Source organism: Streptococcus sp. Marseille-Q7087 (genome assembly GCF_965111935.1).
Genome location: NZ_CBCOPJ010000001.1, coordinates 284,101 through 297,480, shown reverse-complemented (window position 1 = coordinate 297,480; position 13,380 = coordinate 284,101). Strand labels below are relative to the sequence as shown.

At 39.9% G+C, this 13,380-nt stretch carries 14 protein-coding genes; all 14 read right to left on the bottom strand.

Annotated features, from left to right (window positions below; genetic code table 11):
• Positions 1–23: 23 nt before the first annotated feature.
• Complete coding sequence (hrcA, locus tag ACWPVF_RS01575) at positions 24–1,058, bottom strand: heat-inducible transcriptional repressor HrcA (RefSeq protein ID WP_454384287.1); 1,035 nt, start codon at positions 1,056–1,058, stop codon at positions 24–26.
• A 166-nt stretch (positions 1,059–1,224) separates the two neighbouring features.
• Complete coding sequence (locus tag ACWPVF_RS01570; protein WP_454384285.1) at positions 1,225–1,731, bottom strand: DUF2812 domain-containing protein; 507 nt, start codon at positions 1,729–1,731, stop codon at positions 1,225–1,227.
• 34 nt (positions 1,732–1,765) lie between these two features.
• A complete protein-coding gene (locus ACWPVF_RS01565; RefSeq protein ID WP_454384283.1) occupies positions 1,766–2,338 on the bottom strand; it encodes a DUF2812 domain-containing protein in 573 nt (190 codons plus the stop codon).
• Complete coding sequence (locus ACWPVF_RS01560) at positions 2,338–2,658, bottom strand: PadR family transcriptional regulator (protein WP_454384281.1); 321 nt, start codon at positions 2,656–2,658, stop codon at positions 2,338–2,340. The genes ACWPVF_RS01565 and ACWPVF_RS01560 overlap by 1 nt, the downstream gene beginning before the upstream one ends.
• A 127-nt stretch (positions 2,659–2,785) precedes the next feature.
• Positions 2,786–4,132, bottom strand: coding sequence for a type I glutamate--ammonia ligase (gene glnA / locus ACWPVF_RS01555; protein ID WP_254726567.1), 1,347 nt, complete (start codon positions 4,130–4,132; stop codon positions 2,786–2,788).
• A 35-nt stretch (positions 4,133–4,167) separates the two neighbouring features.
• Positions 4,168–4,524, bottom strand: coding sequence for a transcriptional repressor GlnR (glnR, locus tag ACWPVF_RS01550; protein WP_000659543.1), 357 nt, complete (start codon positions 4,522–4,524; stop codon positions 4,168–4,170).
• Positions 4,525–4,604: 80 nt separating this feature from the next.
• Positions 4,605–5,126, bottom strand: a complete 522-nt coding sequence (locus ACWPVF_RS01545; RefSeq protein WP_454384278.1) for an FUSC family protein — start codon at positions 5,124–5,126, stop codon at positions 4,605–4,607.
• Between the two features lie 119 nt (positions 5,127–5,245).
• Entirely contained in the window at positions 5,246–6,226 is a 981-nt protein-coding gene (mraY, locus tag ACWPVF_RS01540) for a phospho-N-acetylmuramoyl-pentapeptide-transferase (protein ID WP_454384276.1), read from the bottom strand.
• Position 6,227: 1 nt separating this feature from the next.
• Entirely contained in the window at positions 6,228–8,483 is a 2,256-nt protein-coding gene (gene pbp2x / locus ACWPVF_RS01535; protein WP_454384274.1) for a penicillin-binding protein PBP2X, read from the bottom strand.
• A gap of 3 nt (positions 8,484–8,486) precedes the next feature.
• Positions 8,487–8,804, bottom strand: coding sequence for a cell division protein FtsL (gene ftsL / locus ACWPVF_RS01530; RefSeq protein WP_070460255.1), 318 nt, complete (start codon positions 8,802–8,804; stop codon positions 8,487–8,489).
• Positions 8,805–8,813: 9 nt separating this feature from the next.
• Positions 8,814–9,764 (bottom strand): 16S rRNA (cytosine(1402)-N(4))-methyltransferase RsmH, encoded by a 951-nt coding sequence (gene rsmH / locus ACWPVF_RS01525; protein ID WP_454384271.1) that lies wholly within the window; start codon positions 9,762–9,764, stop codon positions 8,814–8,816.
• A 68-nt stretch (positions 9,765–9,832) separates the two neighbouring features.
• The gene (gene uvrC, locus ACWPVF_RS01520; protein WP_454384269.1) at positions 9,833–11,659 is read right to left on the bottom strand and encodes an excinuclease ABC subunit UvrC; all 1,827 of its coding nucleotides are present in this window, start codon (positions 11,657–11,659) and stop codon (positions 9,833–9,835) included.
• A 69-nt stretch (positions 11,660–11,728) separates the two neighbouring features.
• Positions 11,729–12,430 (bottom strand): matrixin family metalloprotease, encoded by a 702-nt coding sequence (locus ACWPVF_RS01515; RefSeq protein ID WP_178895446.1) that lies wholly within the window; start codon positions 12,428–12,430, stop codon positions 11,729–11,731.
• A 104-nt stretch (positions 12,431–12,534) separates the two neighbouring features.
• Positions 12,535–13,314 (bottom strand): alpha/beta hydrolase, encoded by a 780-nt coding sequence (locus ACWPVF_RS01510; protein ID WP_178895447.1) that lies wholly within the window; start codon positions 13,312–13,314, stop codon positions 12,535–12,537.
• Positions 13,315–13,380: the final 66 nt, after the last annotated feature.

Below are 13,380 nucleotides of genomic sequence, written 5' to 3'. Positions count from 1 at the left end.
CGCCTCCTTTAATGATTTCAATCTTAATTCACTTCATAGTGATTACTGCTGAGATAGCGGTAAAAATCCGTCAACTTCATGGTTAGAACTCGATTGACAACATTGAGTTGATTAACCAATTGTTGATAATCCAGATTAACCGGACCTATTATCGCAAGGATTCCAAATCCACGATAAGGAATCAGAAACTTACTGCTGATTACTGCTAAGTCAGCAAGACAAGATTCTTTGCTATCCGCAACTCGGACACTTTGCATCTGGTCTCCAATCAAATTCTCTCGAATTTCCAATGCTACTTTTTGTGGATGATCAAAGAATTGATATGCCGCTAAATTAGCGAAATTCAAAAGATTGACTTTCCCAGAAACCACGATGTTTTCATTGAACATTTCTTTGAAGATATGTTCGACGAGGTCCATGACGTTATCCGTTGTTGTAAAGTAACGTTGGATAACTTGCGGAATCTCTGTCCGAATCTTGTAGTGAATATCCAAAACAGTCTGATCCAGGAAACGTTCTTGAATCATGGTCTTGAGGCGATTTAAATCCTCCTGCAAGAAATTTCTCGGAATCAAAAACTGACTGGTAACTGTTCTAGACTCATCAAGCGTAAAAACTGCCAGAGCTGTATGTTGTCCGAGGACAACAATATCAAAAGCTGTCAGCTTCTGCCTACTTGGTTCGACATCCAGTGCTACAACCGTACAACCACTCAAGTCTGACAAGATTTTCGTTGCCTCTTGAAGGATATCCTCAAGTTTGAAGAACTCCTGATCAAAAGCTTTTACAATCTCATAAACTTGATTCTCAGCTAAACGGTCGAAGGACAAGGAGTGTTTGACATAGTATTGAAATCCAGCCACACTCGGCATCCGACCACTGGAAGTATGAGCCTTTTCAAGCAAACCTTGCTTTTCTAGAGCTGCCATATCATTTCGAATGGTAGCGCTACTAGAGTTGATAGACTCTTGCAAGGCTTTGGATCCAACAGGTTCGTGCGTTTTGGTAAAGATGTCAATAATCAGATTTAAAATATTCTGCTGACGTTCCGTAACCATCTCGTCACTCCTCTCTGATAGATCTTTTTAGCACTCGAGACATCCAAGTGCTAACTTATGATTCTATTATACACCCTTAGAAAAGAATGTCAAGACAAAAACTCAAAAAATTAGCACTCTTTAATCAAGAGTGCTAAAAATCAGTCTGAGGACCTAGAAACTATTGTCAATCAACCAGATATTTCCGTCTAAGTCTGTAAAAACTATAGATAAGATAAGTAATCATGAGAGCATATAGGACAAAAATAACGAAGAAAGACTGAGAGAGACTTTCGTGAAACAGGCTCATACAAACAACTAGACCGCCAGAGATAGAAACTGTAGATGTACGAAGTCCAGATTTCACACCATCCCATCTAAGACGATTGTCCATGAAAAATCGATCATTTAAATCTACATCACAAGTTGCTTTTCGAAAAACAGAATAAGAACAATTTTCCACAAATTCCCATCCTCTATCCTTAATACCTTGTAAATCTAGCTCATTTTTTCTAAGATAGCTAGTATTCCACACACGGTAAATTACATCATCAGGTTGGCATTGTTCAAAATAGAAAAAGCCAAAACGATTCGATTTAAATTTCCAACCTTTCAAATGCATATCATGCAAATAATCTTCTACCTTATCCAAATCAAATATGGTAAACATTCGAAATTGTACTTTGCTATTCATTGTCTGACCTCCAAATTAGAAAACATGCATGGTTTTATTTATCAGATAATTCTTTCCACTTTTGAAACAATCTCCAAAAAATATAAGAAATCTGAATCGCGAAAACTATCAATAAAGTACAGTCTATGATAACAATCAAAAACATTCCCCAACTGAAATAACTTCTTCCACTAAGTAACTTTGAGAAAACTGGGAGTAGCGCTGAAAAGAGAAGCAAAACAGGGAGCATCCGCACTGTTAAAATCTTCTTGACCATTGCTAACTTCCCGGCCGTGTCATTATAAATTTCAAACTCAGCATCCGACTCAACTCCAGAATAAAGCTTTCTAAAGTAGGAAAAACCATTAAAGTCTGTAATATGCTCCCAGCCACAATCTTTAAACAGTTGTAAATAGGAAGCTCTCTCTGACTTTTTCATAGGATAAAAATCTAACTGATAAACCACCTGCTCCGGTTGGCACTTTTCAAAAGTATACTTAACCGCAACTACTAAGTTAGAGTAACTTACTTCCTTAAGTTTCCAGCCCTGAGCATGCATTTCCCTGAGATAGAGAGCTTCTCTATCATAATCCGCAATGGTACAAATCCTATAAACTTTCTTTTCCATCAAAGCTCCTCCCGACTGTTTCTGTAGAGTCGTTCAATACGTTTCAACTCAATCTCTAAAACTTTTCGGCCCAAGTCTGTTATCTGATAGATTTTTCGTTTTTCCTCTTCTCGGACAAAGGAAATCAAACCATCCTTTTCCATCTTTGACAGGGTTCCATACATGGTTCCAGGACTAATTGATACTTGCGATTCTGTCATCTCTTTGACCTTTTGTGTAATACCATAGCCATGATTTTCCTTCTGTAGACAGAACAGAATATAAAAACCCGTTTCAGTCATGGGAAGGTAGACACGTCTAATCTTATCTGTTAATTCCATTTAAGTAAACCCCCTATGTAGTTCGATGTATCGCACTTCGTTATATAAAATATATCACATCTCGATATAAATTGCAAGAAAAAAAAAAAAAAAGATTGTCCTCTCGGACAATCTTTCTGATTTATCATTAGTAAAGATCTAGGTAGTTGTCAATTTCCCATTGTGAGACAAAGGTTGCGTAGCTCGCCCACTCGATGCGTTTGGCTTCAAGGAAGCTCGTATAGATATGTTCACCTAGGGCTGCTTTAACAACTTCATCTTCTGTCAAAGCCTTCAAAGCGTTGTGAAGAGTTGATGGAAGGTCAGTAATGCCAGCCTCTTTACGCTCTTCTGCAGTCATGATGTAGATATTTTCTTCGATTGGTGCTGGTGCTTCAATTTTGTTTTCAATACCATTCAAACCGACTTCCAAAAGAACAGCCATAGCAATATAAGGGTTTGCCATTGGGTCCACTGAGCGCAACTCCAAACGTGTTCCCATTCCGCGTGAAGCTGGTACGCGGACAAGTGGTGAACGGTTACGGCCAGCCCAAGCGATGTAAACAGGGGCCTCGTAGCCTGGAACCAAACGTTTGTATGAGTTAACGGTTGGGTTCATGATAGCTGTATAGTTGTAGGCATGTTTGATCAAACCACCAAGGAAGTAGTAAGCAGTTTCTGATAACTGCATTCCTTTTGGATCATTTGGATCAAAGAAGGCATTATTTCCCTCAGCATCAAACAAAGACATATTGCAGTGCATACCTGAACCAGCGATACCAAATTTTGGTTTAGCCATAAAGGTTGCATAGAGACCGTGTTTACGAGCGATTGTTTTTACAACAAGTTTAAAAATTTGAATCTTATCACAAGCACGGAGGACTTCATCGTACTTAAAGTCAATCTCATGTTGACCTACGGCCACTTCGTGGTGACTGGCTTCTACTTCAAATCCCATTTTGGTCAAGACGTTAACAATCTCACGACGAGTGTTATCAGCAAGGTCTGTAGGTGCCAAATCAAAGTAACCACCCTTGTCATTTACCTCAAGAGTTGGGTCCCCGTTTTCATCAAGCTTAAATAGGAAGAATTCTGGTTCTGGTCCAAGGTTGAAAGATTTGAATCCAACTTCTTCCATGTGACGAAGAGCACGTTTGAGGTTTCCACGAGGGTCTCCTGCAAATGGTTTTCCTTCTGTCGTATAGACATCACAAATCAATCCTGCGACACTACCATTCTCATCTCCCCAAGGAAAGACTGTCCAGGTATCCAAGTCAGGGTAAAGATACATATCCGATTCGTTAATACGAACAAACCCTTCAATAGAAGATCCATCAAACATAGCCTTGTTTGACAAGACCTTGTCTAGTTGTTCATCTGTAGCAGGAATTTCGACGTTTTTCATTGTTCCCAAAATATCTGAAAACATGAGGCGGATAAAGGTTACATTTTTTTCCTTAACTTCACGACGAATATCTGCAGCTGTGATTGGCATGGTTTTTCTCCTTATATATGACGACTAGCGGTTGCCTAACCGCGACCAAAAGGTGATTGTTGAGAAGCAAAGCGACTTTGTTGGAGAACCTCATTCCGAAGCGCCCGACGCACTTCAGTTTGACTGACTGGTTTTTTAGATTTCGCTTCACGTTCAGCATATTTTTTCTTGATGGCAGCAATGTTAAGACCTTCAGAGATATAATCTTTAATCTCCAACAAGCGATCCATGTCATTCAAAGAATACATCCGGCGATTACCTTCGTTGCGGTCAGGCTTAATCAATTCCTGGTCCTCATAGTAACGAATTTGGCGCGCCGAAAGATCGGTTAGCTTCATAACACTACCAATAGGGAAAACTGCCATATTGCGGCGAAATTCTTTTTCCTTCATGTACACTTCCTTCTTTCTGTCTATTATAATCTAAAAAAAATCAATCGTCAATTGTTTATGTCATATTTTGTGACATTATTTTATTTTTTCAGCAAAATAATCCGCAAACGGTCAATATCGTAATTTACAAGAATTGCTACAAAAACACCCATAAAAGTTTCAAAAACCCGGGCAAACACGTACAAAACAGTTTCGCCATTTGGAATTGATAGGGTAATAATCAACATGGCTGCAACTCCTCCGATGACTCCTGACTTATTGTTCATGGCAACGTTTGTCATAATGGTTAACATGGTGCAAATCGGAACAACAAGGAGGGTTACCCAGAAGGCGCCATGAAAAAGATTATTTAAAAGAAAGAAAATCAGGGCATAAAAGCCACCGATACTATTCCCTAAAATACGTGATGTCCCAAAATGGACACTCTTATCAAAGTCTTCTCTTAAACTAAAAACCGCAGTCAAGGCTGCAATCTGAAGTCCTTTCCAACCAAAAAAACCAAAAATCATGAGAACCAGAAAAACAGCGATTCCTGTTTTAAACGTTCGCATCCCTAACTTAAACTTAGATTTATCAAATGTATATTTTTTAAAATAACTCATAGTCTCATCTTTCTTTTTTCCATTTTACCATAATTTTACTTTTTTTGATAAAAGGATTGAAAAATAAAAAAAGAGACGGAAAAAATCCTTCTCTTTTTCTATGATTTATCATTCTATTTTTAGAACAAATACATAATAGCTAACGTTAGAAGACTAGCGAGTATACCGACTCCCCAGAAGAAGAAATCAACCTTCCACTCACTCCAAGGCTGACCTTTACCTGAAAAGCCACCTAATTCAAAATGGTGGTGAACCGGTGTCATACGGAAGATGCGTTTCCCTCCACTCAACTTAAAGTAGCTAACTTGCATCATAACAGATGTTGTTTCAAAAACATATACTATCCCAATCAAGAGCAAGGTCCATTCTTGGTGTAGTGCCATGGAAATAGCAGCCAACATCCCTCCAAGAGCAAGACTGCCGACATCACCCATGAACACCTTAGCAGGCTTGTGGTTAAAGACAAAGAAACCAAGAAGCCCACCAATCATAGCTATAATCACTAGCAAGATATCCAACTGGTTCTGCACATAGGCAATCACTCCATAAGCAGATAGGCTAATGACCACCGAAATGCTTGCCAAGCCATCAATCCCGTCAGTCAAGTTAACAGCATTCGAAAAACCGACTAACCAGAAAAGGGCAAAGAGAATATAAAGAACACCCAAATGCAAAGGATAGCCAAATACATTTAAGATATCTCCTCCTCTTTCATAAAAGAGATAGAAAATAACTCCTCCTACTAATTGAAGCAGGAGCTTTTGTTTAGGATTAAGTCCTTCATTGATTTTACGGAAAACCTTGAGGAAATCATCTAAGAAGCCAACCAAACCATACAAAACGAGAATAAAGAGAATCATTCCGACATTGTTGGTTAGTTGATTAGTCAAAAGTGCAAGAACTAAACTAACTAAAACACTTGTTACGAGGAAGACTATTCCTCCCATTGTTGGCGTCCCAGCTTTTGCTTGGTGCTGTTTAACATCCTCATGCATCTGTTGACCAGTAATTTGTGCTTTACGGTAAAAACGGATAAAAGCTGGAATTCCTACCACTGTAAGAACAAAAGTAAGGATTCCAGGAAAGATAGAAACTAGCATTCTAATCTCCTAAAGTTATTTTTATTTTCTGTATATTTTTTAAAGCTGTATTAGAACGAACACTTTGTTTTTTAACAATTTCTCCTGTACCTTCAAATTCAACTTCAAGATTCAACCATTTGGCAAAGGTTTCAACATTTTTCTTAGACCAGCCATATAAGTCAGGCATCTCCTCTACCTTGTCAGAGAGTAGTAGAACTTTTTCATTAGCATCTAGATTGGTTCCTTCTGATACTGAACTTTCTTTAATTTTTGTTCCGGAACCGATAACAATTGGTTGAACAAGGTTACGTCGTAGCTCTTCAGCCAAATCTCCAGCACTATAATCCTTAGTCGCAGGCATTGCATAGTTAGTTGTTGATGTTACCTGATCCAAGTTCTTAGCTGTAGATTGAAGATTGAGAGATTCCTTCATGGCAGAAGCTCGTTCAAGAATAGGATTAGCAAATTCTCCAAACCAAGGGTTAGAAAAGTGTTCTGGCTGTTGAACTGTTACGTAAAGAATAAAATCAGGATTTTCAGAAGGATGCATGGTTACTACAGAAAAGATATAATTGGTTTTCCCAACTAAATATCCTCCGTTTTGCTCATCGGCAATTTGAGCTGTTCCAGATTTGACAGAAACAGTCTGACCAGGAACAGTAACGATTGGTTTACCGGTAAGTTTATTGTACATTGTACCATAAACAGGATCTGTACCAACCAAAATCATATTTTCTCGAGTCAGACTAGCCGCTTCTTTAGAAACAGGATTCCCTACAACCTCCCTCTGCGATTTACGAACAGTCTGATCATTTGGATCATAGAGGGCACTAATAAACTTCGGCTCTAGCATGACCCCATCATTAGCGATTGCTGTAAAGGCACGAAGCATCTGGGTCTGAGTAACAGAAATCCCTTGACCAAAAGAACTCATGGCAATACTAACGATATTGTCTTCAGGCAATTGTCCGGCATATTCATCACTCATCCCAAAACGAGTAGGAACACCAAATTTGAAACGACTGAGATAGTCTAACCAAGTGGCATCCCCCATTTTTTGCTGGAGCAAGGTCATACCGACATTACTCGAGTGATCAAAACCTTGTGAGTATGTCATTATACTTCCAGCTGATAAGCCATCATTCACATCCCAGTCCTTAATAGTTGCATCTGCTATTTTTAATTCGCTACTATTAAAGTATTCTCCACCAGGGAAGGTGTTGTTATCTATAGCTGCTGCTAAGGTCATGACCTTCATGGTTGAACCTGGTTCATAGTTACTTTGGTAAAGGATATCACGCCAGACAAAGTCCTCTGTAATCCCTTCTTTGGTATCAGCATCAAAGGTCGGTCTTTGAGTCGTGGCCAGAATTTCTCCTGTCTTGGCACTAACCAAGGTCGCAGTCATATACTTGCCTTTTAGTTTTCCTTGGAAGGCATCCATTTGACTTTCCATAAAGGACTGCAAAGGACTAGATAGGGTCGTATAGACGTCTTTCCCGTTTACGGTCTGTTGGGTGACTTGTTCTGTACCAGGAACAATATTACCTAGACGGTCTTTTTCGTATGTAATAATACCATCTGTCCCTGCCAATAAACTATTTAAGGAACTCTCGATACCAGATGTCCCAATTAGACTTTTCGTGCCATCTTCATTTTCATGTAACTGTGCTAAACCAATAAAGGATGAGGCAAATTTCCCATTTGGATAACTTCGATTTGGACTAGTCGTAAAATTAATACCCTCAACCTTAGCAGATTCTAAGTCCTGTTTAATGGACATCATATTAGCATAGGTAATCCCATTCCCTTTAGCACCAAAAGAAACCTGTTTGAGATTTGGTTGAGAGAGTTGATTTTTGACGTAAGTCTCCTCCATATCTAAGTATTTATGAAAAATTTCTGCCACTTTGTTGTACTGAGATTCTTCTACATAAAGAACATCACCATTAGCGGACTTATATTCTTTATCTATTACAGCATAAACATTATAAGAGGTCGCATCTTCTGCTATGGGAGTTCCATTACGATCATAAATGGTTCCCCTCTTAGCAGGGACTGTTCGAGTTGTTTGATGAACCTTATAAGCTTCTTTGACCAGGTCAACACCAAACTTCTTTCCCGTACCAATAATCACCGCAAAGTTAACCAAAAAAACAGCAAAGAGAATGACAGCCAAGAGACTAAGGCTTTTCCCAACTCGTCTGCGGTTTTCTAGAGGAGTTCTGCGATTCTTAATGGCAAAGTGTATGATTCTTTCTTTCCAGTTTTTCATTTACTACTCCGCCGATCGGATATTTTCATTATTTAATTGCAAATCTTGTGAATTTGCAATTCCGGTCAAACGTTCTGATCGGATTAATTCATTAACTTCTTGTTTAGCATCATCCAGCTCTGTCTTTTTCTCTTCAATCTGTGTGTTAACAGTTGTCAAATCATTCTGGACCTGCAAAAGTTTAGTCTGCATATAGACTACACTGATTGCTAAGACAAGGGCTGTGATGGCAATTGAAAGGTAAAAGGCCTTTTCAACACGTGAAAATTTTTTTATACGAGCTTGTAGCAATTGGCTCGTTGTTCCTCTGTTTTCTGCCATTATTTCCTCTTACTTGTGAATTTTTCTTGCCACTCGTAGCTTTGCTGAGTGGGAACGATTATTGGCTTCCAATTCTTCCTTGCTTGGTAAAATCGGCTTCCGAGATACTAATTCCATCTTTGGCTTGAGATCGTCTGGAATAAAAGGCAAACCTTTAGGAACTTCAACTGTAGAAGCTTCCTTAAATAACTGCTTAGTCAAGCGATCTTCCAGCGAATGAAATGTGATGACTGAAATTCTTCCATCAAGAGCTAGAAGTTCAATCGCCTGCTGGATTGATTCATCCGCAGCCCCCAGTTCATCATTGACCTCTATACGGATAGCTTGGAAAATTTGTTTGGCTGGGTGACCTTTTTTCTTGAGCTCCTTAGCCGGTTTGGCAGATTTGATAATCTCTGCCAACTCGGTCGTTGTCTCGATTGGTTTAAGCTCACGCGCCTGTTCAATTTTTCGAGCAATCTGTTTGGAAAACTTGTCCTCTCCATATTTGAAAAAGATTCTTACCAAATCATGGTAGTCGTAGTGATTAACGACTTCATAAGCGGTCAAACTAGCTTCCTGATTCATGCGCATATCCAGTGGTGCATCCTTCTTATAGGAAAAACCACGTTCACGCTGATCTAACTGCGGGCTTGACACACCTAAATCATAACAAATTCCATCAATTTCAGTCACACCTAAGTCATGTAAGCAGTCCTTCAAATGACGGAAATTATCCTTGATGAAGGTGACCATGCCCTTTTCGATATAGGGAGCCAGACGTTTTTGCGCATTATCAATGGCATTCTGGTCTTGGTCAAAGGCATAGAGATGGCCTTTCTCGCTTAACTTACTTAATAAATACTCGCTGTGTCCTGCTCCTCCCAAGGTCGCATCAACGTAAATACCATCAGGTTTCACATCTAGCATATCAATAGTCTCATGGAGCATGACCGTTACATGATGAAATTCTTTTGTCATATCTTATCTATTTTACCACAAATCCGACTAGCTTGCACCCACTAAAGCTAAAACATTCCATTGCTACTTTATTCCTTATACTCGACAGGCTTTTCAGCTACTTGAGCTAACGCTGAGTCTACTTCTGGATTCAGGTGATGATGAACTGCTTCTGCCACTGCTCTTGGTATACCAACGGCGACAATCTCATCCACGCTGGCTTCCTTGATTTTTGTCAGAGATTTGAAATATTTCATCAAATTCTGCTTGCGTTTTGGACCCAAACCTTCAATTCCATCTAATTGAGAAGAGAAGGAATTTTTAGAACGTAGTTGACGGTGGAAGGTAATCGCAAAGCGGTGGACTTCATCCTGAATGCGTTGCAGGAGGAAAAATTCCTGTGAGGTCCGTGAGAGTTCGATGACTTGGAGAGGATCGCCAAAGAGCAATTCATGGGTTTGGTGCTTGTCATTCTTTTGCAGACCTGCGATTGGAATATCTAACCCTAACTCTTCTTGAATAACCTGCTTGGCAATATTAACCTGACCTTGACCACCATCAATGACAATCAAATCTGGCGGTGTCAAACCATCACGCTGGACGCGTCCATAGCGTCTGCGGATGACCTCACGCATACTAGCATAGTCATCTGGTCCGACCACAGTCTTGATTTTATACTTACGGTAATCCTTCTTGCTAGGTTTTCCATTGACAAAAACAACCATAGCAGAGACTGGACTAGTCCCCATGATATTGGAATTGTCAAAGGACTCGATACGGACTGGGGTTGGAATCTTGAGCAATCGTCCTAAGTTTTCAATAGCCCCTTGGGTCTTTTCAACCGATTTCTCCAACAGATTAAATTTCTGCTCTAGACTGACACGAGCATTTTTGATGGCGAGATTGACCAGTTGCTTTTTCTCCCCGCGCTGAGGTTTAAGAACCTTGGTATCCACCAAAGCCTTAACTGCTTCTTCATCAATATCCTGAGGAATCAGAATCTCATTAGGAACCAAGTGTGATTTTTCTTGATAAAACTGTCCCACATAGGTCAAGAAATCCTCGTCTGGATCGTTGTAGTATGGAAAGAGATTGACGTCGCGTTCAATTAGTTTACCTTGACGGACAAAGAAAACCTGAACGCACATCCAACCCTTATCCACATAGTAACCGAAGACATCACGATTTTGGAGATCCTTGGCCATAACACGTTGCTTGGTCCGAAGGGTTCCAATGGCCTGAATTAAATCACGGTATTCAGCTGCACGTTCAAATTCCATGCTCTGAGCCGCCACATTCATCTTTTCCTTGAGGTCATCGATGATTTTATCATCCTGCCCCTTGAGAAAATCAGAAACTTCTTGGGCCATGGCTTTGAAATAGGCCTCGTCTTTATGGCAGACAGTATGTGCCATACACTGACCTATATGGTAATAAAAACAAACCTTCGATGGTGGATTTGTACATTTACGAAAAGGGAAAATCCGATCCAATAGCCGTTTGATTTCATTGGCTGCCCCCACATCCGGATAGGGACCAAAATAGAGTCCTCCGTCTTTCTTGACCTGACGGGTAATAATCAAACGAGGATAGCGCTCATTGGTAATTTTAATGAAAGGATAGGACTTATCGTCCTTGAGCATAATATTGTATTTAGGCTTGTTTTCCTTGATCAGGTTGATTTCAAGAAGAAGGGCCTCAATATTGGACTCCGTAACGATAAACTCAAAATCCACAATTTCAGACACCAAGGCTTCTGTCTTGGTGTCATGATTTCCACGGAAATAGGACCGTACACGATTACGCAGATTTTTAGCCTTCCCCACATAGATGATGGTGCCATTCTTGTCTTTGTGGATGTAACAACCTGGACTAGTCGGCAAGAGCTCCAGTTTTGATTTGATCAAGTTATTCATAGTTCCATTATAGCAAAAAGCCCCCTGTATTGCTTAAATCAGAGAGCTCCAGTTTCCTTAGAAAATCAGTTATTCTCCAGACTCATATAGCTCTTGAACTTCTTTTACATCTTGAGCTTGGATACCATAATAGGACCCCGCTGGTTGCATAACCGAAACTTCATTGGTGTGTTCCAAACCAATAGCATGGCCTAGTTCATGCTCTGCTGTATGCAAGATACGGTCATCCGTATAGCCATAATTTGGATTAGATAGATAGTAATGATTCAAACGAACGGTTACGGAAGTGAATTGTTTGGTTAGGAGATTTGTTTGACTCTCTGCCTCGCCAGCAACAGCTGTCGAACCATCGTTCATTTCGGTAGCGAAAATATTGGCCTGATCCGGTTCTGTTACAAGCACAAAGTTAAAAGTACCGGTCTGATTCCAGTTAGAAATAGCTTCAGTATAAGCTTTTTGGAAGCTAACATCCATTTGAGGATCGATATAAATCGTTGCTTGTGCCTTTGGCCATTTTGCTCCTGAATCTTGGTGATAATCTGTCTGAGATAAGCCTTGCAATTTGCCAGTTTCTTGCCATTGTTGCCAACCTTCTTGGCCGACTCGAACCACTTTACTAACTTGATTTAAAGTAGCAGGTAAATCACCTGTCACATACCAGAGAATCCCAAAAGTGATGAGAATTAAGAGGATAAGTGTCCATACAAGGCGCCAAAAAATGCGCAAAATCCCTAATAAAAATCGACATAACACACGAATAATCCAGCCCATAATTGCCCACCTTTCTAAAAAATAAGAACCCATCTTTAAGCCATGGATCCCATTCTAAAGATAGGTTCTCTATTTTACTGAAGAAAACTGAAAGAAAGCTAAAATTAAGACAAGCGTTCCTCCAAAACGAAATCAATTGGTAAAGTAGCCAAAAAACGGTCCAATTGCTTTTCCCAATAATACCACTCATGGGTTCCTGCACTGTGGCTATAGGTCACATCAAAACCGAGTTTCTTGAGATTCTTCACTGCTAGATTATTAGCAGCATACAAGAAATCTTGCTCCCCACACCAAACCCAGAGCTTGGTTTTCTTATCAGACTTTTTAGCGAGTGTTTCAAGTGAGTAAGGACTATTCACCCAATCATTTACTTTGCCAAAAACTCCTCTCCAGTAGGAACGCGTCCCTAAATCTTGACTCTCAGGAGAAAACTCCTCGAAACTAAGTGCCCCAGAAAAGCTAGCGGCACGCGAGAAACGGTCAGTTGACAGTGCCAATTTGAAGGAACCGTAGCCTCCCATTGAAAGACCAGCGATAAAAGTCTTTTCACGCTTGTTGGTCATATTTGGGAAGAAGCGTTTGAGCACCTTAGGCAATTCTTCTGCTATAGCTGTATAGTAGTTATAGCCATACTGAGTATCTGTATACCAGCCATTACATGTATTTGGCAGGACAACAATCAGATTGGTCCCTCGTAGCAAGCGTTCTACATTGGTCCGCTTGAGCCAACTATTTTGATTTCCAGACATTCCGTGAAGTAGGTAGAGAACTGGGATATCTGTAGAGTCTGGCTCTGTTACCCGAGACGCATCCGGATAGAGTACATTTACTCCCCACTCCATATCTAAAACTTCTGAGTAATACTCAATCTTCATTACTGCCATAACTTGCTCCTTATACACTTAAGATAAGAAAAAGCCGAAACTCGACTTTCTCTACTGTTATTTAAT